Source organism: Streptomyces sp. NPDC048383 (assembly GCF_040651775.1).
GTDB lineage: Bacteria > Actinomycetota > Actinomycetes > Streptomycetales > Streptomycetaceae > Streptomyces.
In genome coordinates this window covers 377,973-400,453 of sequence record NZ_JBEZKS010000001.1, presented here as the reverse complement: position 1 = coordinate 400,453, position 22,481 = coordinate 377,973, and the positions used below count along the sequence as shown (strand labels likewise).

The following is a 22,481-nucleotide window of genomic DNA, read 5'->3' as shown; positions in this document are numbered from 1 at the left end:
GGGGTCGCGTGTGGTTCAGGGACGGGTGAAGCGGGCGCCCAAGGGGGACTCCGCGAGGCGGCCCGGCGGGAGTGCGCGGCCGTGGGCGACGAGGAGGAGGTCCTGGGCGGTGCCGTGGAGGGGGGCGCCGGCGCCGAAGGACCAGTCGAGGTCGGTGGCGCGGAGTTCGACGCCGGTGAGGTCCGTACGGAAGAACCTGAGGGTGCGGGCGTCGACGCCGGCGAGCAGGACGCGCAGGCGGTCCTCGGGCACGCGTCGGTCGAGGCCCAGCGCGACCGTGATGTCCAGGCCGTGCACGACGTCGTGGGCCAGCGCCATCGGGAGGCCGCCGACCGGCGGGGTCCACGGATGGTGCGCGTTCTCCCGTAGGAACGCGGCGAGTTGACCGGGTGGGTACGCGGCGGCGTCCCGGCGGGCGCAGGCGTCGGTCATCCGGTGGAGGCGACCGCCCGCCCTGACGAGTTCCCGGGCCGTCTTCGCGAGGGAGTAGCGGAATCCCATCGTCATGTGGGCCGCGACCTCGCGCACCCGCCACCCCGCACACAGGGTCGGGGCGTCCCAGCTCTCGGCCGGGAGGTCGTCCAACACGGCTGCCAGTGCACGCCGTTCGTCCGCCATGAGCGCTGCGAGTTCCGTGGTGTCCGTCATGCGTCCAGGGTGATCGCGAAGGCGTGCAGAAGTCCAAGAGACAGTTGTGCTCGATCCTAGAATTCCTGGTTATGGAGCTCCGGCAGTTGCAGTACTTCGTCGCGATGGTCGAGGAGGCCGGTTTCACCCGGGCCGCCGCCCGGCTGCACCTGGCCCAGCCGGGGATCAGCGCCCAGATCCGGCAGCTTGAACGGGAGCTCGGGCAGCCGCTGTTGGACCGCTCGGGCCGGTCGGTGACGCCGACGGAGGTGGGGCGGGCCCTGCTGCCGTACGCGCGGGCCGCGCTCGCCGCCGTCGAGGGCGCCCGGCAGGTGGCGGACGAGTACGGGGGGCTGTTGCGCGGGCGGGTCGCCATCGGCGTGCTCTCCGGGGCCGCCGTCCACGAGTTCGACCTGGCCGCCGCGTTGGCCGCGTTCCACGCCCGGCACCCGCACATCGAGGTCGCGGTGACGGAGGACTCCTCGGAGCGGGTGATCGACGCGCTGCGGGACGGCGTGCTCGACCTCGCGCTGGTCGGGCTCGCGGACGAGGAACCGCCGACGGGGGTCGACCTCCAGGTCCTGATCGACGAGCCGCTCGTCGCCGCCGTCGCCCCCGACGACCCCCTGGTCGCGCTCGCGGGCGACGCCGACGGGCCGGGCCTGCCGCTGGAGGCGTTGCGAGAGCGGCCGGTGATCAGCCTGCCGCGCGGCACCGGCAGTCGCGGGGTACTGGAACGCGCCTGCGCACGGGCCGGGTTCCGGCCGCGCGTGGTGTTCGAGGCGGCCGATCCGCGGTTCCTGGCCCAGCTCGCCGCCCGGGGGCTCGGGGTGGCAGCCGTACCGAGGCTCCCGGAATCCCTCGCCGCCTCCCTCGGCCTGCGGATGCTGCCCTTCGCCGAACCGCAGCCGCGCGCCCGGGTCGCCCTCGCCTGGCGGACGGCCGGGCCGACCGGCCCGGCCGCTGCGGCGCTGCTGGACCGGCTGCGGACCGACCTCGCGGCGGCCGGCTCCCGGGGCCGGCGGCGCTCCCGGCCGGCCGACCCGGGCGAACCGGTTGTGGAATAGTTGATTGCCCCCATTCAGGCGAATTCGGGCCCCGCGCCCCGGTCGGGGCGCCGGACCGCCGGATCGCCGTGCACGAGGGCGAAGGCTGTGATGCCGGCATGAGCAACTCCCGGGCCGAGGACGAAGCCCCGTACCGCCGATCCGACCGGCTCCACCGGCTGCGGCGATTCCCACTCCGTACGGCCGTGGTGGCGCCGTGCGCGGCCCTGCTGATCGTGGGCTGCGCGCTGCCGGCCGGGGCGACGGGGGCCGCGGACCCGGCCGGTCCGACGGTTTCCACCGCGGGCCCCGCCCTCCCGGCGGCCCTGGAGCCCGTCGATCCGGCCGCACTGCGGTCCGCCGTGGCGGCGGCGGCGAAGGAACTGGGGGTTCCGGGCGCGGTCGTGTTGCTCCGTACCCCGCAGGGCACCTTCCGTGCGGCCGTCGGCACGACCGAGCTGGGCACCTCCGACCGCCCCACGACCGCCGACCACTTCCGGATCGCCTCCAACACCAAGACCATGACCGCCGCGCTGATCATGCTGCTGGCGCAGGACGGCAGGCTGGAGCTGACCGATCCGGTGTCCGCGTACGTCCCCGGCGTGCCGAACGGCGAGCACATCACCCTCGCCGACCTGCTGAGGATGCGCAGCGGGCTCTGGAACCACACCGACGCGCCCGAACTCGCCGCGCGGATGGACTCCGACCCGGGCAGGGCCGTGACGCCGCGCGAGATGCTGGACCTCTCGTTCCGGCGCCCCCCGAACTTCGCGCCCGACGCCTCGTTCGAGTACAGCAACACCAACTACGTCCTGCTGGGCCTGGTCGCCGAGAAGGCGGGCGGCCTCCCGTTGGCCCGGCAGTTCCACGACCGGCTGTACGCCCCGCTCAGGATGGTCGGGAGTTCGCTGCCCGCCGCCGACGACACGACCCTGCCGAGCCCCTACGCGCACGGCTACATGTACGGCGGTTCGGCGTACGCGCTCGTCGACGAGCCGTACCCGGCCGACCTGCGGGCGGCGGCGCTGTCCGGGGAGCTGAAGCCGGTGGACTACACCCGTCAGAACCCCTCGTACGCCGCCGCCGGCAGCGCCGTATCCACCGCCGACGACCTGGCCACCTGGATCCGGTCGCTGGTCACGGGCAAGGTCCTCGACCCCGCCACGCAGAAGCAGTGGCTCGACAGCCCACGGGCCGAGGACCCGGCGGCGCCCGACGGGCAGAAGTACGGGTACGGCATCTCCTACCAGCGCTTCGCCCCGCAGGCCGCGATGTACTACCACGGCGGGGAGCTGCCCGGCTTCAACTCCTTCATCGGCCACGACCCGGAACACGACGTCACGCTCGTCATCTGGACGAACCTGACGCTGTCGCCCGACGGCAGGACGACGGCCAACGCCCTGCTGCCCACCGTCCTCAACCAGGTCTACGGCCTCGCGCTGCCCACCGTCACCGACGGCTAGGCCGTGGGCGTACGTGCACCCGACGGGCCCAACCGGGCGTGCGCGGCGCGGGGCGGCACGTGCCCAATGGCAGGAGGCGGCGTTCCGCCCCAGCCGTTCCCGGGAGTGCCATGACCCTGCCGTCCGACCCGCCCGACCCGCCCGCGCCGCCCGGCCCGCCCGCGCCGTCCGCGCCGCCCGCGCCGTCCGATCCGCCCGATCCGCCCGGCCCGCCGGACCTGGCCGCGCCGCGGGGGACGTCGCGGGTGGGGCGGATCGTGCGGAGCGCGTTCTCGGCGATCCTGATCACCCTCGCCTGCCTCTTCGTCCCGCTGTCCCTGATCACCGTCTGGGTGCACGACATCGTGCTGGACACCGGCCGCTACGTGTCCACCGTCGCGCCCCTCGCCTCGAACCCGGCGATCGAGGCGGCCGCCGTGCACCGGATCGGCGTGGCGGCGGACGTACGGGTCGACGGGGCCCGCATCACCGCCGACCTCGCGAAGTGGCTGGAGGAGCAGGGGCTGCCGCCGAGGGTCGGCACGGCCGTCAAGGCGCTCGGGCCCTCCCTGGACTCCGCCGCCGACGAGGCCGTCTCGAAGGTCGCCACCCGCTTCGTCGGGAGCGACCGCTTCGAGGCGGTGTGGACCCGCGCCAACCTCCTCGCCCACGGGGCCGTGGTGCGCGCGCTCACCGGCCACGGCCGGGGCGCGGTGGAGGTCGACGGCGGCACCGTCACCCTCGACCTCGGCACCGCCGTGGAAACCGTCAAGAGGGAACTCGTCGACGCCGGCCTCTCCCCGGCCGCGAGGATCCCGGACGTCGACCAGCAGATGGTCCTCTTCCAGTCCGACGAGCTGAAGAAGATCCGGGGCGCCGTCCACCTCCTCGACGTCGTCGGCAACTGGCTGCCCGTGCTGACCGTGGCCCTCGCCACGGCCGGCGTCCTGCTCGCCCGGCGCCGCCGCCGCGCGCTGGTGACCACCGCCCTCTGCGCGGCCGCCTGCTGCCTGCTGGTCGGCATCGCCCTGGTCGTCGTACGCCACTCCTACCTGGACCACCTGCCCGCGCAGGTCCAGTCCCCGGCGGCCGCGGCGGCGGTCTTCGACACGCTCGTCCGGTTCCTGCGGGTCGCCCTGCGGACCGCCCTGGTGCTCGGGGTCGTCGTGGCGCTCGGCGCGTACCTCACCGGGCCGGGCGGGTTGGCGCGCGGGGTGCGCGGCCGGGCGGAGCGCACCGCCGACGCCACCGCCCGGTGGGGCGCCGCCCACGGGGTGGCCGGCGGGCGCGCGGGCGCCTGGGTGGAGACGAACCGGCGGTGGGTGACCGCGGTGGTGGTGACCGTCATCGCGGTGGTGTTCGCGCTGTGGAACCACCCGACGGTGCTCACCGTGCTGCTGCTGGTACTGGTCCTGCTCGCCGTCCTCGCGGTGCTCGCCCTGCTGGCCGCCGCCGGCCGGACCGGTGCCGGAGCCGCGCCCAGTGATGGGGACGGGGGTGCGGCGCGTGCGGGCCCCTGACCGGCGGGGTCGGCCGGGCTCGCTGTTCCGGCGCCCGGCGCGCGCGGTCCGCCGGGACCTGTCGCAGCTGCTGTGCGCCGTCAGCGGGCTGCTGCTGGGGCTGGTGGTGCCGATGATGTCGGCGGGGCCCCAGGTCGACGCAGGCCGCGCCGCGAACCTGCTGTTCACCATCGGGTTCGGCGTGATCGGCCTGGTCAGCATCATCTACTCGATGTTGTTCCTGGTCGTCCAGTTCTCGGCCGGCGCCTTCACCCCGCGCCTGGCCCTGTTCCGGGACGAACCGATCGTCTGGCGGGCCTTCGCCTTCACCGTCGGCGTGTTCGTCTTCTGCGTCACCTCGGGGCTGACCATCGGCGTCGGCGACAGCGTCTCGGCCCTCGCCCCCTGCGTCGCCATGCTGGCCTCGCTGGTCGCGATCGGCCTCATGCGGGCGCTGCAGATGAAGGCGTTCGACTCGATCCAGCTCGGCCACTCGCTGACCGCCATCTGCGGCCGCGCCCACCTCCTCCTCGACGACCTGTACGACCGCCCGTACGCCCCGGACCGGCCGAAGCCCCACCCACGGGAGGACGGCGTTCCCGTCCGGTGGTCCGGGGCGGCGACCGTGGTCCAGCGGATCGACGTGCGCGCGCTGGTCGCCCTCGCGGAGCGACACGACTGCGTGATCGCGTTCCGCGTCGCCCCCGGCACGCCGGTGTGGCGGGGCTCGGTGCTCGCCGAGGTCTCGGGCGGCCCCGGACCACCCGCGCCCGCGCTGCTCGCCGCCGTGACGACCGGTTCCGAGCGCACCTTCGACCAGGACCCCGACCTGCCGTTCCGGCTGCTCGCGGACATCGCGCTGCGGGCGCTGTCCCCGGCCGTCAACGACCCGGCGACGGCCGTCGAGAGCATGGACCGTACGGAGGACCTGTTGACCCGTCTGGCCGACCGGGACCTCGACATCGGCGACTTCTCCGACGGCGCCGGCCGGCCGCGGGTGACGCTCCCGGTCCCCGACTGGGAGCAGTACGTCGCCACCGCCGTCGACGAGCTGTCCCGCGCGGCCGCCGGTTCCCCGATGGCCCTGCGCAGGCTCCGCGACCTGTTGGCCCGACTGGAGGTCCGCTGCCCCCCGGAGCGGCGCGCGATCGTACGGGAGCGCCTGCGCCGGGTCGACCGTACGGGCAGCTCGGCCCACCCGCTGGTGTGGGCCGAGCCCCCGCCCCCGTAGCGGGGGCGCCCGGGTCGCGCGGAACGCGTCGGCGCCTTCTCCTGAAGCCATGGAACCCGAGGCGCCCGAGGCATCCGCGGCACCGGGCCGGGCCGGCGCCACCCCCCGGCAGCTGCGCCGCATGCTCGTGGCGCCGCTGTCCCGCTCGGTGGCCTCGGCCGGTCTGCTCACCTGGCTGTTCTACGTGGCACCGCTGGACCACGAGGTAGGGGTCACGACCGCGCTGCTGCTGATCCTGGGCCTCGGCCTGTTCGGGGCGCTCGTCGTCTGGCAGGTCTTCGCCATCACCCACGCGAAGCACCCGCGGCTGCGGGCCGTGGAGGCGCTGGCGACCGCCGTCCCGCTGTTCCTGCTGCTGTTCTCCGTGACGTACTTCCTGCTCTCGCAGAACGAGCCCGGCTCGTTCTCGGAGCCGCTCAACCGGACCGACGCCCTGTACTTCACGGTCACCGTCTTCGCGACCGTGGGGTTCGGGGACATCGCGCCCGTCACCCAGACCGGCCGGGCGCTGACCACCGTGCAGATGATCGCCGACCTGATCCTGGTCGGCCTGATCGCCAAGGTGCTGTTCAGCGCGGTCAGGATCGGGGTCGCCCGACGCGCGGCGGGCGGCACGGGCACGGACGACGGACCCTGACGGCGGACGTTCCGGCGGACGTTCCGGCGGCGGGCGGCGCCACTCGGGTGGACCATCGAGGAAGCGCGAAAGGACGTGATCCATGGCGGAGCCGCGAACCCCTTCCGAACCCGCGACGACCGGCGGACAGCCGCAGGAGGCCGACGTCCTGAAGCAGATCCTCCGCAGCCCCGGCTACCTGAAGACGCTCGTCCTGTGCGCCCTCATCGGCATCCCGGTGTCCCTGACCGCGTTCTGGTTCCTGGTGGGCCTGCACGAGCTGGAGCACGTCCTGTGGGCCGACCTCCCCTCGGCCCTGGGCCTGACGGACCCGCCCTGGTGGTGGCCGTTCCCGCTGCTGCTCGTCGCCGGAACCGTCGTCGGCCTGGTCGCCACGCACCTGCCCGGCGCGGGCGGCGACGTGCCGGGGGCCGGGCTGCACACCGGGGTCACCTCGCCGGCCGCACTGCCCGGGATCCTGCTCGCGGCGGCGGCCTGCCTGCCGTTCGGGGCCGTCCTGGGCCCCGAGGCACCTCTGATCGCCCTGGGCGGCGGGCTCGCCCTGCTGTTCCGGGACCTGTCGCGGGCGCCGGCGACCCCGCGCGGGCTCGCGCTGCTGGGCGCGGCCGGGTCCGCCGCCGCCATCGCGGCGATCTTCGGCAACCCGCTCATCGCCGCGGTCCTGCTGATCGAGGTGGCCGGCGTGGGCGGGCCCCAGCTGTTCGCCGTGATGCTGCCCGCCCTGCTCTCCAGCGGCGTCGGGTCCCTGGTGTTCACGGGGCTCGGGCGCTGGACGGGGCTCGGCACCGGGGACCTGTCCCTCAAGCTGTACGCGCCGCTCCCCCGGCTGGACGCGCCGGACGTGTTCTACGCGGTGGTCATCGGGGCGGCCTTCGCCGTCGCCGTGTACCCGGCGTCGGCCGGGGCCCGGGTCGTCGCCGGGTGGGTCGCGGGGCGACCCCTCGTACGGACCGTGCTGTGCGCCCTCGGCGCCGCGGCCTGTGCCGCCCTCTACGCCCTGGTCACCGGCCGGTCCCCGGCCGAGGCCGCGCTGTCCGGGCAGGCCGCCCTCGCCTCGCTGGCGGCGGATCCGTACGCCTGGGGCATCGGCGCGCTGCTGGCCCTGCTGCTGTTCAAGGGCGCCGCGTACGCGCTGTGCCTCGGTAGCCTGCGCGGCGGCCCCGTCTTCCCCGCGCTCTTCCTCGGGGCCGCGGCGGGCGTGCTCCTGGCGCCCCTGCCGGGCCTGGGCATCGCGCCCGCGATGGCCGCCGGGATGGCGGCCGCCACGGCCGCCGTGCTGCGGCTGCCGGTGAGCAGCGTGGTCCTCGTCGTCCTGCTGCTGGGCAGCGCCGCGATGATGCCCGTGGTGATCCTGGCCGTCGTGGTCGCCTTCGCCGTCACGGAGCTGCTGCCCGTCGGCGGGGCGGCGCCCGCGTCCGCGCCGGCCGGCGGCTGACGCTCCGGACGACGCGAAGGCCCCGCCCGGAGGACCGGGCGGGGCCTTGACGCGTGGGGGGAGCGTGGCCTCGTCAGCACTTGAGGCCGGAGGAGGCGGACGTCGTGGCCTGGTCGAGGGTCTGGATCTTCGGCTGGAGCTGGGTCAGCGCGTCCTGGCCGGTGGTGTCGCCCGGGAGGGCCTCGTAGGCCTTCTTGAGGTCCTCGGCGGCGGACTGCACCGCGGAACGCTCGGCCTCCTTGAGGGCGGAGGTGTTCTCCTTCACGCCCTCCCAGTCCTTCTGGACGGCGTCGTAGGCGTCCTTGACCTGGTCCTTCGTCGCGTTGGCCGGACTCAGGGCCTTCAGCTTGGCGTTGTCGGCCTTCAGCGCGGCCAGATCGGTACAGAGGGCGGCTGCGGCCTGGGTGGCCTTGCTGGCCTCGTCGGAGGGCGAGTTGTCGCTGTCGTCCGAGCACGCGCTCAGACCGAACACCACGCTGACGCAGAGCACGCCGATCACCGGGAAACGCTTCATGGAGGGGGCCTTCCTCGACCAGACAACAGACAGGGCGGACGCACGAGATTTATCAGTACATATACCGGTATCCGCATCGATCGACACGGGACGCACCCGGACACCCTCCGTTCGGAGTCGCTTCCCTCACACTCCCGTCGGACTTTCGGCAGGAGTCGTTCGCGCGCCCGCGCAGCCCCGGCCCAAGGGGCACGCGACGTGCCGCACGAACCCTCCCCCGAGGGGCTTCCGATATCTGCCTCCGCGAAGTGAGAATTAGCCACAAGGCCCGGTAAACATTTCTCACGCATGCGACGGACCCAAATGATTCACCCCACGGAACCGCCCCCACCGTGCTACTGTCGATACCAGTTGCAGTTGTGGTTCCCAAAACTCCAAGTGCCTCCACCGGATTCTTTCGGGTGGAAGCACTTCTGTATTTCCGGTGCGTTTTCCGGACGGGGCAATCATCGCGGCGACGCGGAGTCCGCACAGTGCGGGCTCCGGGCTTTGCCCCCGAAGGAGATTTAACATGGCATCTGGCACCGTGAAGTGGTTCAACGCCGAAAAGGGTTTCGGTTTCATCGAGCAGGATGGTGGCGGCCCTGACGTGTTCGCCCACTACTCGAACATCGCCTCCCAGGGCTTCCGCGAGCTCCAGGAAGGCCAGAAGGTCAACTTCGACATCGCGCAGGGCCAGAAGGGCCCGACGGCCGAGAACATCGTCTCTGCCTGACGCACGCGTTGGACGAGCCGGGTCCCGCACCTTGGGGTGCGGGCCCCGGCTCGTCCGTTTTTCCGCAGGGGGGCAGGGCCCACGGCTCCGGAATTGAATTCCGTAAGAGCCTCCGCGGCCCGCCCGGTCGCACGCTCGGCCCACCCCGTTCCGCATTTTCATCCGGCCCGTTCTCGCTATTCTCCGCGCGGTGCTTTTCGCTGCGGGAATTCCTTGATACGCGCCGCATCAAGGAAGGTTCCCCAATGAACCGCACACGTACGAATGAACGATCCTCCCGCGGCCGCTCCGGCGCCGGCTCCTGGTCCTCCCCCACCCGTTCGGGTGCCCCCACCCGCTCCGGCGGTGGCGGCGGCGGCGGCCAGGGACGCTCGGGTGGCTACGGCCGTCCGAGCGGCGGCTACGGCCGCCGTCCCTCGGCCCCCCAGGGGGAGTTCGCGCTGCCCGAGACGATCACCCCGGCGCTGCCCGCCGTCGAGGCGTTCGCCGACCTCGGCATGCCGGGACCGATCCTGGCGGCCCTGGTGGCCGGGGGCGTGACCGTCCCGTTCCCGATCCAGGCCGCGACCCTGCCGAACACCCTCGCCGGCCGTGACGCCCTCGGCCGCGGGCGCACCGGCTCCGGCAAGACCCTCGCCTTCGGCCTCGCGCTGCTGTCCCGTACCGCCGGGCGACGCGCCGAGCCCCGTCAGCCGCTCGCACTGATCCTCGTACCGACCCGCGAGCTGGCGCAGCAGGTCACCGACGCGCTCACCCCGTACGCCCGCGCCGTGCGGCTGCGGCTGGCGACCGTCGTCGGCGGCATGTCCATCGGCCGGCAGGCCTCGGCGCTTCGCGGCGGCGCCGAGGTCGTCGTCGCCACGCCCGGGCGCCTCAAGGACCTGATCGACCGCGGCGACTGCCGGCTCGACCAGGTGGACATCACCGTGCTCGACGAGGCCGACCAGATGGCCGACATGGGCTTCATGCCCCAGGTCACGGCCCTGCTCGACCAGGTCAGCCCCGGCGGCCAGCGGATGCTGTTCTCCGCCACCCTGGACCGCAACGTCGACCTGCTGGTGCGCCGCTACCTGCACGACCCGGTCGTGCACTCCGTCGACCCGTCCGCGGGCGCCGTCACCACGATGGAGCACCACGTGCTGCACGTGCACGGCACCGACAAGCAGGCCACGACCACCGAGATCGCCGCCCGCGAGGGCCGCGTGATCATGTTCCTGGACACCAAGCACGCGGTGGACCGGCTGACCCAGGACCTCCTCAACAGCGGGGTACGGGCCGCCGCCCTGCACGGCGGGAAGTCGCAGCCCCAGCGCACCCGCACCCTCGCCCAGTTCAAGACCGGACACGTCACCGTCCTGGTCGCCACGAACGTCGCCGCCCGCGGCATCCACGTCGACAACCTCGACCTCGTCGTCAACGTCGACCCGCCCACCGACCACAAGGACTACCTGCACCGCGGCGGCCGCACCGCCCGCGCCGGCGAGTCCGGCAGCGTCGTCACCCTGGTCACGCCCCAGCAGCGCCGCGCCATGACCCGCCTCATGTCGGACGCCGGGATCAACCCCACCGTCACCCAGGTCCGCTCCGGCGAAGAGGCCCTGAACCGGATCACCGGCGCCCGCACCCCGTCGGGCGTGCCGGTCGTCATCACCGCGCCCCCGGCCGAGCGCTCGTCGCGCAGCGCCACCTCCCGCGGTGGTCGCGGTCGCCCCTCGCAGGCCCGTCGCCGTCCGGCCCGTACGCAGTCGTCGCTCGACGCCGCCGCGTAAGGCCGCGACGCCCGACCGCGGCTCGGCCGCGGTCCGGCGCGTGGCGTACGGCCCGCGCTACGAGGCCCGCGCTACGAGGCCCGCGGTATGAGGCTTCGGGCTCCGGGCCCTACGGTTGAGGCCTGAGGGCCGAGGCCCCGGGTCGGGGCCCGGCCCCGGCCGGGGTCGGGCCATCGGGCCGTCCCCCTTCTCCCCTGCGATTCCCTGTGAGGTCCCATGCGCTGCGTCATCGCCCGCTTCCCCTTCGACCTGACCAAGAGCGGCGTGCTGGAAAAGATGAAGGGCGTCAAGCCCGAGCCGGTCACCGGTGACTCCGTGATCATCGGACGCCGTACGTACCCCGTGAAGCAGGTCGGTGAGGTCGTCACCCGGCAGGACCGCCGCGACTTCAGCGCCGCCGAGGTCGTCCGGGCCATGACCGCGCTCGGCTTCACCTGCCGCACCCTCCCCGTCGAGGCCGCACCCGCGCCGGCGCCCGCCCTCACCCCCCTCCAGCGGGCCGAGGCGGCACTCGGAACTCCGGTGTCCGCCTGACCCACCGAACCCGCCCGCAGGTGGGGACGCCGGCGTTGCCCCGAGGGTGGGGCGACGACGGAACCTGCGGATGGTGTTGAATTTCCTTCGGGGCCCCGGTGCCGTACGGCGCCGGGGCCCCGTCACGTTCCCCGAGGAGGTGCGGATGACGGCGGACAACCCGCTCGGCGACCGACTGCAAGACGACGACTACCCCGCCTACACGATGGGAAGGGCGGCCGAGATGCTCGGCACCACGCCCGGGTTCCTGCGTGCCATCGGTGAGGCCCGGTTGATCACCCCGCTGCGCTCGGAGGGCGGCCACCGCCGCTATTCGCGCTACCAGCTGCGGATCGCCGCCCGGGCCCGGGAACTCGTCGACCAGGGCACTCCGGTCGAAGCGGCCTGCCGCATCGTCATCCTGGAGGACCAGCTGGAAGAGGCCCAGCGCATCAACGCCGAGTACCGGCGTGCCGGGGGCCGACCGGACGGCGACACCGGCTGACCCCGCGGCCGTCCGCGCCGCGCCTCCCCCCGGGACGCTCCCCGGCCCCCGTGAACGCCCGGCTCCGGGCGTTCACCGTCCGGGACGGCCGGATCACCGCGCTGGACGTCCTCACCGACCCCGAACGGCTCGCGCGGATCGACCTGAGCGCGGTCCTCGCGGGCTGAGCCGGCGACGTCCCCCCGCTCCGGGCCCCACCGGGCGGGGGCTCCCGTGGGCGCGTCACACCGCCGCGGGGCGGGGGAGCGCCGTCGGGGGCTGGATCAGCGGGGGGTTGAGCCGGGCGAAGCCCTCCTGGCGCTCGTACGGGAAGTACGGGTACGGCGCCGGGCGGTGGCTCACGGCGTCGAGGCGGGCCGTCTGTTCGGCCGACAGGGACCAGCCGACCGCGCCGATGTTCTGTCGCAGCTGCTCCTCGTTGCGCGCGCCGATGATGACGGACGAGACGGTGGGGCGGCGCAGCAGCCAGTTGATGGCCACCTGCGGGACGGTCCGGCCGGTCTCCCGGGCCACTTCGTCGAGGACGTCGACCACGTCGTAGAGGTGATCGTCGTCGACCGGCGGGCCGTAGTCGGCGGTGTCGTGCAGCCGGCTCCCGGCGGGCAGCGGACGGCCCCGGCGCACCTTGCCGGTGAGCCGGCCCCAGCCCAGCGGGCTCCACACGAGGGCGCCGACGCCCTGGTCCCGACCCAGCGGCATGAGCTCCCACTCGTAGTCGCGGCCGACGAGCGAGTAGTGGACCTGGTGCGCCACGTAGCGCGGGAAGTCGTGCCGGTCGGCGGCGGACAGGGACTTCATCAGCTGCCAGCCGGCGAAGTTGGAGACGCCCACGTACCGGATCTTGCCGGCGCGGACGAGTTGGTCGAGGGCGGAGAGCACCTCCTCGACGGGGGTGGCGGCGTCGAAGGCGTGCAGTTGGAAGAGGTCGAGGTGGTCGGTGCCGAGGCGGCGCAGGGCGTCCTCGGTCGCCCTGATCAGGCGGGAGCGGGAGGTGCCGGCGTCCATGGGCCCGTCGCCCATCGGCAGGCCGGCCTTGGTCGACAGGAGCACCCGGTCGCGGCGGCCCCGGACCGCCCGGCCCAGGACCTCTTCGGAGGCGCCGTCCGAGTAGACGTCGGCCGTGTCGAAGAGGTTGATGCCCGCCTCCAGGCAGATGTCCACCAGCCGGCGCGCCTCCTGGGCGTCGGTGGTGCCCCAGGCCCCGAAGAGGGGGCCCCGGCCGCCGAACGTGCCGGCTCCGAAGCTGAGGGCGGGGACCTTGAGACCGGACGCGCCGAGCTGCCTGTATTCCATGACGTTCCCTCCAGAAAGCGGTAACGGAACCGCAGACCCTTTAAGGTGGTCCCAACGTAACACCGCATCGCCACTAATGGAACCGGAGACCCGTTATGGCTTCGAAGGATGACGTCGCCGCCGAACCCGGAACCGTCCGCCCCGGGGGCCGCACGGCACGGGTCCGTACGGCCGTCCTGCGGGTGGCCGGGGACACCCTGGCCGAGCAGGGCTTCCACGCACTGGACCTGGCCGAGATCGCCCGCCGCGCGGACGTCGGGAAGACCACCGTCTACCGCCGCTGGGGAACCGTCGCCGCGCTGGTCGCCGACCTGCTGACGGACATGGCGGAACAGTCGCTGCCGCGCACCGAGACGGGTTCCCTGCTCGACGACCTCACGGCCAACGCGGACCTCGTACGGCGGACGCTGACCGATCCGCGCCAGGGGGCCCTGTTCAAGGCGGTCATCGCGGCGGCCACGAGCGATCCGAGGACGGCCGAGGCCCTGCACCGGTTCTACGAGGTCCGCGTCGCGGAATGGGCGCCCTGCGTGCGGGAGGCCGTGGAGCGGGGCGAACTCCCTGCGGGCACCGACCCCGCCGAGGTCATCCGGGCCGTCTCCGCGCCCCTGTACTACCGGTTCCTGACCACCGACGCCCCCTTGGACGAGGCCGCGGCGACCCGCGCCGCCCGTGCCGCCCACGCGGCGGCCCGCGCGGGGGCGTACGCCTGATCGGGGGCCGCGGGCCCGTTCCTCCGAGGGGAGCCGGTGTCAGGTGCGGTCGACGAAGACGCTGGTCGACTTCACGCGGGCGGTGGCGCGCATGCCGACCGCGAGGCCCAGTTCCTCCACCGCTTCCCGGGTCAGCAGCGACACCACCCGGTGGGGTCCGGCCTGGATGTCCACCTGGGCGCCGACCGTGCCCAGCTTGATGCCGGTCACGATGCCGGGGAACGCGTTGCGGGCCGACGTGTACGCGGCGTCCTCGCCCTCGGCGCCCTCCTGCGCGACCTCGACGCAGAACGCCGCCAGGTCCGGCCCGTCCACGATGCGCCGGTTGCCCTCGCGGCGCGTGGGGAAGCGGCCGGCGTCGGCCCAGCGGCGGGCGGTGTCACTGCTGACGCCGAGCAGCCGGGCCGCCTGACCGATCGTGTAGGACTCCATGGGCCGCAGCCTAGGCGGTACAGGCCCCGCTCCCGCCCCCGGGCACGGGGTGGGCGGCGGGCTGCCGGGGTGCGGGCCCGTTGCCGGGGTCAGGCCGCGGTCGCGCGGTCCGGCGGGGTTCGGGCCGTCCCCGGGCACGGGGTGGGCGGCGGGCTGCCGGGGTGCGGGCCCGTTGCCGGTGTCAGGCCGCGGTCGCGCGGTCCGCCGGGCCCAGCGCGCGGTCCAGCAGCGCGGCCGACGGCATGCCCGTGGCGGTGGTGCCGTCCGGGAAGCGCAGGAAGGGGATGCCGGGCAGGGCCTCGCGCCGGACCCGTTCCAGGGCGGCGCGCAGCTCCGCGGCGCCGTCGTCGCGGCGGGCGAGGGAGAACTCGGCGGCGATGCTCCGCAGGACCTCCGGGTCGGCGATGTTCAGGCCGTCGGTGTGGTGGGCCCGGAAGAGCCGCTCGACCACGTCCTCGGCGCGGCCCTGCGCCTCGGCGTCCGCGATCAGCCGGTGGGCCTCGAACGTGTTGGACCAGACGGCGCGTTCGTGGTCGAACTCCAGGCCCTCGGCGGCGGCGAGTGCGGTGATGCGGGCGACGGCGGCATCCGCTCCCGAGCCGAACGCCCGGCGCAGCACCGCCGATTTGGGTTCGGCCTCGCCGCTCGCCCCGGGAGCCAGCTGGTAGGGGTGGAAGACGAGGTCGACCGTGCCTCCGGCGGCCCGGACCCGGGCGGCCGCCCGGCGCAGCCGGTTGAAGGCGAAGTACGACCAGACGCAAGGGATGTCGAGAGTGATGTCGATCTTCACCGGGGGCCTCCGAGTACGGTTCCGGTAACGGGAACGGCTGACGACGCCAACGTAGGAGCGCACAGGTGTCGTGGTCATCTGTCGGATGACCGGGATCGAAGGGGGAACTTTCCGTGCTGGTGGGGAGGGGCGAGGAACTGGCCGTCGTGGAGCGGTTGCTGGCGGGGGCGGCGGCCGGGCGCAGCGGGGTCCTGGTGGTCCGGGGCGAGGCCGGCATCGGCAAGACCGCACTGCTGGACGCGGCCGTGGCCGCGGCGGGGGACGGTCCACGGGTCCTGCGCGGCACCGGCACCGAGTTCGAGAGCGCGCTGCCGTACTCCGGGCTGCACCTGTTGCTGCGGCCGGCGCTCGACCGGATCGACGCCCTCCCCGGGGCGCAGGCGGGGGCCCTGCGGACCGCGCTCGGCATGGGTGAGGCCGCGCCGAGCGGCGGGGACCGGTTCCTGGTCGGGCTGGCGGTGCTGACCCTGCTGGCGGAACTCGCCGAGGAGCAGCCGCTGTTCTGCGCACTGGACGACGCCCAGTGGCTGGACCTGGCCTCCGCCGAGGCATTGGTGTTCGCGGCCCGGCGGCTGCACGCGGAGCGGATCGCGGTCCTCTTCGGCGTACGGGACCCGCACACGCCGGCGTTCCGGCCCGACGGCTTCGACGAACTGCGGTTGCGCCGGCTCGACGCGGCGGCCGCCGGCGACCTGCTGACCCTGTACGCGGCCGACCTGCACCACCACGAACGGCAACGCATCCAGCGGGAGGCGGAGGGCAACCCGCTGGCCCTGCTGGAACTCACCACGGCGCGCCGGGAGGGGCACGGGCCGGCGTACGACGGCCCGCACGGCCGGATCGAGCAGGGCTTCGCCGCCCGGATCGGGGCGCTCCCCGAGGCGTCCGGCACCTTGCTGCTGGTCGCCGCCGCAGCCGACGAGGGCGACGCCGGGACGGTGTTCGAGGCCGCCGGGCTGCTGGGCGCGGGGGTCACCGACCTGGCGCCCGCCGAGGCGCAGGGCCTGGTCCGGCTGGACGGGGGCCGGCTCGTCTTCCGGCACCCGCTGATCCGCTCGGCGGCCTACCGGTCCGGCCCGGCCGCCCGCCGGCTCGCCGCGCACCGGGCCCTCGCGGACGCGGGCGGCGGGCACCGCGCCGCGTGGCACCGGGCCCAGGCGCAGGCCGCCCCGGACGAGGGCGTCGCCGCGGAGCTGGAGCGCAGCGGCGAGCAGGTCCGCGCGCGGGGTGGTCACGCGGCGCTGGCCACGGTGTACGAGCGGGCGGCCGCCCTGAGTCCGGAGCCGATCGAACGGGCCCGCCGGCTGGGCTCGGCAGCGCGGGCCGCCCTCGACGCCGGGCAGTTGGACCGCGCGGGCGAGCTCGCGGAGGCGGCCCGCCGCGAACAGGGCGGCGACGCGACGGCCCGCGCCCGGGTGGCGGAGATCGCCGCGGAGGTCGCCAACGAGCAGGGAGACCTGTCCCGGGCGCACGTCCTGCTGCTGGACGCGGCCCTGCCGATCGCGGCGGCCGAGCCACAGGTCGCCGGGCGGATGCTCTTCCTGGCCGTGGGCAGCGCCTGGGTGGCCGGTGACCCGGAGGCGGCGGCCGGTGCGGCGGCCGCCGCGGCGGAGCTGGACCTGCCGGGCGGCGCCGCGATCCAGGCCCTGGCCCGGGTGTCCTCGTCCGACGCGGGGGTCCGCACGGCCGCGCTACGGGCTCTGCGGGACGCCTCGTCGGGCCCGTTGGGGGATCTGCGCGAGGGCCTGCGGGCGGCGTGCTGGAACGGCCTGTTGGGCGATCACCGGGTCGCGTACGAGCGGGCCGGGGCCGTGGAGCGGGAGTGCCGGGCGCAAGGGGCGGTCGGGTTGCTGCCGCGGGCCCTGCTGGAGGTGGCGCAGGCCCAACTGCGGCTCGGGCTGCACCGGGACGCGCTGGCCGGGGGGACGGAGGGGCTGCGGATCGCCTCGGACACCGGCCAGACCCGGACCCGGGCCCAGCTCGCGGCGGCGCTGGCCCAACTGGCCGCCGCCCGCGGGGACGAGGCCTGGTTCCAGGAACTCGGGTCCCTCGCGGACGCCGTGGACCTGCCCGACGTACGGCACTTGAGGACCTCGGCCGCGATCCTGCTGGACCTGGGGCTCGGCCGCTTCGAAGCGGCGGCCGACCGGGCCGCGGCGTCCCCCGCCGGGTCGGCGTGCACCTGCTGCGGCCGGGACGCCGACGAGGTGGAGGCGGCCGTCCGGGCGGGCCGTCCCGACCAGGGACGGGAGGCGTTCGCCCGGCTGGCGGAGCTGGCCGGGCACCTGGACGGGCCTGCCGTCCACGCGGTGCTGGCCCGGTGCGAGGGGCTGCTGGCGGGCGGCGCGGACGGTGGAGCGGCGCCGGGTCGGGGCCCGGAGGGGCATTTCCGGCGGGCCCTGGAGCTGCATTCCGCCCGGGACACCGACCGGTTCGAGGAGGCGCGTACGGGGCTGCTGTACGGGGAGTGGTTGCGCCGCGGCCGGCGCCCGGTGGACTCCCGGGGACCGTTGCGGGCCGCGCAGGAGGCCTTCGAACGGCTGGGGGCGCGCCCGTGGGCCGACCGGGCCGCCGCGGAGCTGCGGGCTTCGGGGGAGAGCCGGTCCGGCCCGGAGGCGGAGTCCCCCACGGACCGCCTGACGCCGCAGGAGTTGCAGGTGGCCCGGCTGGCGGCCGCGGGCCTGACGAACCGTGACATCGGCTCGCAGCTCTTCCTCAGCCCCAGGACGGTCGGCTACCACCTCTACAACGCCTACCCGAAGCTGGGCGTGACCTCCCGCGTGGAGCTGGCCCGGCTGGACCTCGCGACGTAGCGATACGGCTGGGGCGGCCTGCGCGACCGAGGCGACCGAGGCGACCGAGGCGACCGAGGCGACCGAGGCATCGGGCCGGTGTTTCACGTGAAACCGGGCCGGCCCGAACGCCGTTTCCCCGGCCGGTGTTTCACGTGAAACACCGGCCGGTCCCGCATGCGCCGGCAGGTACCAGGTACCCCACCCCAGTCGTTCGACAGAGGCTCCGGTCACCCCGTCGACCCTAGGTTCAGGGCAAGAGATCACGGGCGGCGCACCGCCCCTCCCGATCCGGCCGCCGCGGCCGGACCCGCCGGACCGACGAGGAGGCACACCATGAGCACGTCCCTGGCCGCCATCGGGGCACCCGCCCCCTCCCGGCCGAACCCGTCACCCATGGCGATAGCGATGGTCGTGATCATCGGCTCGTTCATGATCGTCCTTGACACCACGATCCTGGGTGTCGCCCTGGGCGGGCTCTCCCGGCACTTCGAGGCCCCGCTCTCCACGATCCAGTGGACGGCGACCGGTTACACGCTGGCGCTCGCCGCCGTCATCCCGATCACCGCGTGGGCCTCGGGCCGGTTCGGCACCAAGCGGCTCTACATGCTCTCCATCGCCCTGTTCGGCATCGGCTCGGCACTGGCCGGCATCGCCTGGAGCATCGAGACCCTGATCGCCTTCCGGATCCTCCAGGGGCTCGGCGGCGGCATGGTGGTGCCGCTGGGCATGGTCATGGTGCTGAACGCCTCCGCCCCGGAGCACAAGGGGCGGATGATGGGCCTGTTGGGCCTTCCCGTCCTGGTGGCTCCACTGATCGGGCCGGTGTTGGGCGGCTGGCTGGTCGACGCGGCCTCGTGGCGCTGGATCTTCTTCATCAACGTGCCGGTCGGCGTCCTCGCCCTGGTGCTCGCCGCTCGGGTCTTCCCCCGGGACGCGGTCCGCAAGGCCGTCCGCCTCGACGTGATCGGCCTGCTCCTCCTCTCCCCCGGTCTCGCCGCGCTGATCTACGGACTCGCCACCGGCGGTGAGCACGGTGACTTCACCTCGGCGGGAACGCTGGTGCCGAGCGTGCTGGGCGCCGCCTTCGTGCTGGGCTTCGTCGTCCGGGCACTGCGGACGCGGTCCCCGCTGCTGGACCTGCGGCTGCTGAAGGTGCGCGCCTTCGCCAGCGGCATCGGTACCTTGGCCCTGTTCGCCGGCGCCTACTTCGGGGCCATGATGCTGGTGCCGATGTACTACCAGCTGGTCCGCGGCGAGAGCGCGACGATGTCCGGGCTGCTCGGCGTGCCGCAGGTGATCGCCACCGGCGTCGCCCTCCAGATCACGAGCCGGCTGACGGACCGGATCCCGGCCGGCCGGATCGTCCCCTTCGGAATCGTCCTCGCGGTCCTCGGGTACGGGCTGTTCACCCTGCGGCTCGGCGCGGACACCCCGATCTGGCAGCTGGTCGGCGCGCTGACCCTGGCCGGCGCCGGCGCCGGGATGACGATGATGCCGACCGTCACCGGAGCGACCCGGGGCTTCGCCGCCGAGCAGGTGCCCGCGGCCTCGACCCTCATCAACATCAACTCGCAGATCGCCGGCTCCGCCGGTACGGCGCTGCTGTCGGTCCTGCTCACCACGGCCGCGGCCGGAGCCGGCGGACTGGTCGAGGCCGGCCCGGCAACGGCTCCCGCGCTGGCCGCCGCCTTCCAGGACACCTACGTCTGGGTGGTCGCTCTGATGGCCGCCTCCCTGGTCCCGGCCCTGTTCCAGCCCCGCCGCTGACCGGACCTCACCCGCGGCCGAGGAGCCTCCCGCTCCTCGGCCGCATCGGCACGTCGTCCCGGGCATCCCCCGGGGCGCGCCGCTTCTGCTGTTCCAGGAAGGTGCGTTGGTCGGCGAGGAGGCCGGACGGGAAGAGGGACCTCGGGGCGAACAGCGCCGTCAGGGGCAGCCGCCAGGGCGAGCGCTCGACGGGGGTGCGGACCAGTGCGTGCGTGGCGCCGGGGTACCGGCGGACGGTGAGGGTGCCGGGGGCGAGCAGTTCCCGGTACACGGCTTCGGTCTCGGCGCCGTCCACGTTGAGGTCGTCGGACCCGGAGAGGAGCAGGACCGGCACCGGGGGCATCGCGCGCAGGTCCGCGCTCGCGTCGGCGGTGTGGTTGCGTCCGATGAACGTCCAGCGCTCGGGGCCCAGATCGGGATCGGCGTCCGGGGACGTCCGGTACTCCTCGTACGTGGCCCCGCGCCGCAGCAGCGCGAGGGTGGCCTCCCGGGCGCGCAGGGCGTCCGCGACCCGGGCGGGGTCGGCGCCCTCGGCGCGGAGTTCGGACCGCAGGTGGTACTCGCCCTGCCGGTGCCAGTTGACGGCGGTGCCGACCGCGATCACGAAGGCGACGCCCGGTGCGGGTGCCCGCGCCACCACCTTGGGCAGGACCCAGCCGGCCTGGCTGGCTCCCCAGAGGCCGATCCGGTTCCCGTCGATCCCGGGGCGGGTCCGGGCCCAGGCGAGGGCGTCGGTCGTCTCGCGGGCCCGATCGTCCATCGTCCGGGAGAGCCAGTCGGCCGGCTTGTCGAGCGACAGCGAGGCGTATCCGGCGCGGGCGAAGGCCTCCCAGTAGGGCCGGTAGAACCCGTCGTGGGTGGCGTCCACGTCGCCGTCCCCGTGCACGAACACGACGAGCGGGAAGGGGCCCGGCCCCTCGGCGGGGGTGGCCAGGACGCCCTCCAGGAGGCGCCCGTCGGCGGGCACGGCAACCCGCTGTTCGCGCAGGTCGTAGCTGTTCTGCCAGAGCACGACGCCCGCGAGGGCGGCGGCCACCAGGACGACGGCCGCCAAGGTGACGACGAAGGCCTTGCGCATGCCCGCTCCTTCTCCGCTGATCCACCCGGTCCTTGTCGACCGGGTTCGGTCCGCTCGGTTGTTCCAACGATATTTCTATCATTTCAAAAACGATCGTAACGTCAATGAACGTACTAGGCTTGTCCTCATGACGAACGGGAGCGGACGCATCGAAGTGCGGCGCGGGGTGCCCGAGGGCGCCGAGGAGCGGGTGGCCGAGCTGTACTGGGAGGCCTTCGACCGGAAGCTGGGCGCGGCCTTGGGCCCCGCCCCGGAGGGGCGCCGGTTCATCGCCTCCCACCTGCACCGGGACCGCGCCCTCACGGCGGTGGACGAGGCCGGCGGGGTCCTGGGCGTGGCCGGCTACCAGCTCGCCGGGCGCGGCCTCGTCGGCGGCGACGCGGCGGCCGTCAGGGCGCGGTACGGGCAGGTCAGGGGCCTGTACCGGGTGTTCCTGCTGGCCCTGCTGGAGCGCACCCCGGCCCGCGGCGAGCTGGTCATGGACGGCATCGCGGTGGACCCCGCGGCGCGGGGGCGCGGCATCGGCGGGCTGCTCCTCGACGGGGTCGAGGAGGTGGCGGTCGAGCAGGGTTGCCGACGGATCCGGCTGGACGTGATCGCCGAGAACCCGCGCGCCCGCGCCCTGTACGAGCGGCGCGGCTTCCGGCCCGTCCAGGTGCGGCGCACCCCGTGGCTGCGGCACGTCCTGGGGTTCGGAGCGGTGACGACGATGCACAAGGCGGTGGCGACCCGATGAGCACGTCACGCCCGGCGGAGCCGAAGGACGCTCCCGAGGCCCCCGCGCAGGCGCCGGCGATTCCCACCCGACTGGTGGTGCACGCCCTGGTCCGCGAGGACGGCTCCGTGGACGCCGGGGAGCTCTACGAGGTCGCCGGCGCACTCGGCATGAGCGATCAGCAGGTCCGGCTGTGCGTGAAGCGGCTCGCCGCCGAGGGGCGCTTCACCCAGGAGGGCCGGGGCCGACGGGGCGTCCTGCGACTCACGGGCACGGCGGGGGCGGGGGCGGCCGGCCCGCCCCTGGTCCCGGAGGTGGAGTTCGTCCGGCACGCCTACCGGCAGGACGCGGGGCTGGAGCCGTGGGACGGGACCTGGCACCTGTTCGCGTTCGCCGTCCCGGAAGCGGTGCGGGGCGCCAGGGACGCGCTGCGGGACACCTTGACCTCCCTCGGGGCGGCTCCCGTCCAGGGCGGGCTGTACGCCACCCCGAACGAGGTCGGCCCCTACGTACGGGCCCGCGCGGCGGAGCTGGGCGTCACCGCCGGGCTGACCTGCCTGACCAGCCGGGACCTCGCGGTGGGCGGGATCGTCGCTCCGGAGGAGCTCGCGGCGCGACTGTGGCCGCTGGACGCGATCGCGCGGCGGTACGAGACCCTGCGCGCCCTCGCCGAAGGCCCGGGGGACGGCCTCGCCCACGCGGTGACCCTGGCAGCGGCCTTCTCCGAGGCCCTGGGCCCGGATCCGCTGCTGCCGCCCGAGCTGCTGCCCGCCCCCTGGCCAGGAGCGACCGGCCGCGCGGCGGCGGCAGCGGCCTGGTCCCGGCTGCGGTCGGCGACGGCGCCGGACGGCCCACGCCTCTTCCGGCTGTACGCCGAGGCGGTGGCCGATCCCGGGTAAGTCGCTTCTTCGTGCGCTCCTTCGTGCCCTCCTTCGCTGGTCAGGACCGTGTTTCACGTGAAACCG

Annotated in this window: 21 protein-coding genes; 15 read left to right on the top strand and 6 right to left on the bottom strand. The window is 74.5% G+C overall.

Translation table 11 applies throughout. The features are described from left to right. Positions 1–15: 15 nt before the first annotated feature. Positions 16–648: a maleylpyruvate isomerase family mycothiol-dependent enzyme gene (locus tag AB0D46_RS01895; RefSeq protein WP_362875278.1), complete on the bottom strand. Its 633-nt coding sequence runs from the start codon at positions 646–648 to the stop codon at positions 16–18. A 71-nt stretch (positions 649–719) separates the two neighbouring features. Between AB0D46_RS01895 and AB0D46_RS01890 the strand changes: the two genes are divergently transcribed. The 6 genes from AB0D46_RS01890 to AB0D46_RS01865 all read left to right on the top strand — a co-directional run bounded on the left by AB0D46_RS01890 (position 720) and on the right by AB0D46_RS01865 (position 7,917). Beyond that, positions 720–1,694 carry a LysR substrate-binding domain-containing protein gene (locus AB0D46_RS01890; RefSeq protein WP_362875277.1) on the top strand — a complete coding sequence of 325 codons (975 nt, stop codon included), beginning with the start codon at positions 720–722 and terminating at the stop codon, positions 1,692–1,694. Positions 1,695–1,792: 98 nt separating this feature from the next. After that, a complete protein-coding gene (locus AB0D46_RS01885) occupies positions 1,793–3,136 on the top strand; it encodes a serine hydrolase domain-containing protein (RefSeq protein WP_362875276.1) in 1,344 nt (447 codons plus the stop codon). Positions 3,137–3,246: 110 nt separating this feature from the next. Continuing rightward, entirely contained in the window at positions 3,247–4,635 is a 1,389-nt protein-coding gene (locus tag AB0D46_RS01880; protein WP_362875275.1) for a hypothetical protein, read from the top strand. Further along, on the top strand, positions 4,622–5,845 hold the full coding sequence (locus AB0D46_RS01875; protein ID WP_362875274.1) for a DUF2254 family protein: 1,224 nt from the start codon (positions 4,622–4,624) through the stop codon (positions 5,843–5,845). Before AB0D46_RS01880 ends, AB0D46_RS01875 begins: the two co-directional genes overlap by 14 nt. 49 nt (positions 5,846–5,894) lie before the next feature. Next, the gene (locus tag AB0D46_RS01870) at positions 5,895–6,482 is read left to right on the top strand and encodes a potassium channel family protein (protein WP_362875273.1); all 588 of its coding nucleotides are present in this window, start codon (positions 5,895–5,897) and stop codon (positions 6,480–6,482) included. 82 nt (positions 6,483–6,564) lie between these two features. Then, complete coding sequence (locus tag AB0D46_RS01865) at positions 6,565–7,917, top strand: chloride channel protein (protein ID WP_362875272.1); 1,353 nt, start codon at positions 6,565–6,567, stop codon at positions 7,915–7,917. Between the two features lie 73 nt (positions 7,918–7,990). On the opposite strand, the gene AB0D46_RS01860 is transcribed toward AB0D46_RS01865, so the two are convergent. Beyond that, positions 7,991–8,431 (bottom strand): hypothetical protein, encoded by a 441-nt coding sequence (locus AB0D46_RS01860; protein WP_362875271.1) that lies wholly within the window; start codon positions 8,429–8,431, stop codon positions 7,991–7,993. A gap of 511 nt (positions 8,432–8,942) precedes the next feature. Between AB0D46_RS01860 and AB0D46_RS01855 the strand changes: the two genes are divergently transcribed. The 4 genes from AB0D46_RS01855 to AB0D46_RS01840 all read left to right on the top strand — a co-directional run bounded on the left by AB0D46_RS01855 (position 8,943) and on the right by AB0D46_RS01840 (position 11,933). Further along, the gene (locus AB0D46_RS01855) at positions 8,943–9,146 is read left to right on the top strand and encodes a cold-shock protein (RefSeq protein ID WP_030206327.1); all 204 of its coding nucleotides are present in this window, start codon (positions 8,943–8,945) and stop codon (positions 9,144–9,146) included. A gap of 245 nt (positions 9,147–9,391) precedes the next feature. Further along, entirely contained in the window at positions 9,392–10,915 is a 1,524-nt protein-coding gene (locus AB0D46_RS01850) for a DEAD/DEAH box helicase (RefSeq protein ID WP_362875270.1), read from the top strand. A 216-nt stretch (positions 10,916–11,131) separates the two neighbouring features. After that, positions 11,132–11,449, top strand: coding sequence for an SCO5918 family protein (locus AB0D46_RS01845; RefSeq protein WP_362875269.1), 318 nt, complete (start codon positions 11,132–11,134; stop codon positions 11,447–11,449). A gap of 145 nt (positions 11,450–11,594) precedes the next feature. Next, complete coding sequence (locus AB0D46_RS01840; protein WP_362875268.1) at positions 11,595–11,933, top strand: MerR family transcriptional regulator; 339 nt, start codon at positions 11,595–11,597, stop codon at positions 11,931–11,933. Positions 11,934–12,155: 222 nt separating this feature from the next. Here AB0D46_RS01840 and AB0D46_RS01835 read toward each other — a convergent pair whose 3' ends face one another. Continuing rightward, entirely contained in the window at positions 12,156–13,226 is a 1,071-nt protein-coding gene (locus tag AB0D46_RS01835; protein ID WP_362875267.1) for an aldo/keto reductase, read from the bottom strand. A gap of 95 nt (positions 13,227–13,321) precedes the next feature. Between AB0D46_RS01835 and AB0D46_RS01830 the strand changes: the two genes are divergently transcribed. Then, on the top strand, positions 13,322–13,939 hold the full coding sequence (locus AB0D46_RS01830; protein ID WP_362875266.1) for a TetR/AcrR family transcriptional regulator: 618 nt from the start codon (positions 13,322–13,324) through the stop codon (positions 13,937–13,939). Positions 13,940–13,978: 39 nt separating this feature from the next. Here AB0D46_RS01830 and AB0D46_RS01825 read toward each other — a convergent pair whose 3' ends face one another. Then, complete coding sequence (locus AB0D46_RS01825; RefSeq protein ID WP_362875265.1) at positions 13,979–14,371, bottom strand: TOBE domain-containing protein; 393 nt, start codon at positions 14,369–14,371, stop codon at positions 13,979–13,981. A gap of 181 nt (positions 14,372–14,552) precedes the next feature. After that, the gene (locus AB0D46_RS01820) at positions 14,553–15,161 is read right to left on the bottom strand and encodes a DsbA family protein (protein ID WP_362875264.1); all 609 of its coding nucleotides are present in this window, start codon (positions 15,159–15,161) and stop codon (positions 14,553–14,555) included. Between the two features lie 113 nt (positions 15,162–15,274). On the opposite strand from AB0D46_RS01820, the gene AB0D46_RS01815 reads away from it, so the two are divergent. Both AB0D46_RS01815 and AB0D46_RS01810 read left to right on the top strand, forming a co-directional pair. Beyond that, on the top strand, positions 15,275–17,974 hold the full coding sequence (locus AB0D46_RS01815) for a LuxR family transcriptional regulator (RefSeq protein WP_362875263.1): 2,700 nt from the start codon (positions 15,275–15,277) through the stop codon (positions 17,972–17,974). 315 nt (positions 17,975–18,289) lie between these two features. After that, positions 18,290–19,723 carry a DHA2 family efflux MFS transporter permease subunit gene (locus tag AB0D46_RS01810; RefSeq protein ID WP_362875262.1) on the top strand — a complete coding sequence of 478 codons (1,434 nt, stop codon included), beginning with the start codon at positions 18,290–18,292 and terminating at the stop codon, positions 19,721–19,723. 7 nt (positions 19,724–19,730) lie between these two features. Here AB0D46_RS01810 and AB0D46_RS01805 read toward each other — a convergent pair whose 3' ends face one another. Continuing rightward, entirely contained in the window at positions 19,731–20,801 is a 1,071-nt protein-coding gene (locus tag AB0D46_RS01805; protein WP_362875261.1) for an alpha/beta hydrolase, read from the bottom strand. A 127-nt stretch (positions 20,802–20,928) separates the two neighbouring features. Here AB0D46_RS01805 and AB0D46_RS01800 point away from each other — a divergent pair, with 127 nt between their 5' ends. Both AB0D46_RS01800 and AB0D46_RS01795 read left to right on the top strand, forming a co-directional pair. After that, a complete protein-coding gene (locus AB0D46_RS01800) occupies positions 20,929–21,537 on the top strand; it encodes a GNAT family N-acetyltransferase (RefSeq protein WP_362875260.1) in 609 nt (202 codons plus the stop codon). Beyond that, positions 21,534–22,415 carry a PaaX family transcriptional regulator C-terminal domain-containing protein gene (locus tag AB0D46_RS01795; protein WP_362875259.1) on the top strand — a complete coding sequence of 294 codons (882 nt, stop codon included), beginning with the start codon at positions 21,534–21,536 and terminating at the stop codon, positions 22,413–22,415. Before AB0D46_RS01800 ends, AB0D46_RS01795 begins: the two co-directional genes overlap by 4 nt. Positions 22,416–22,481 lie beyond the last annotated feature (66 nt).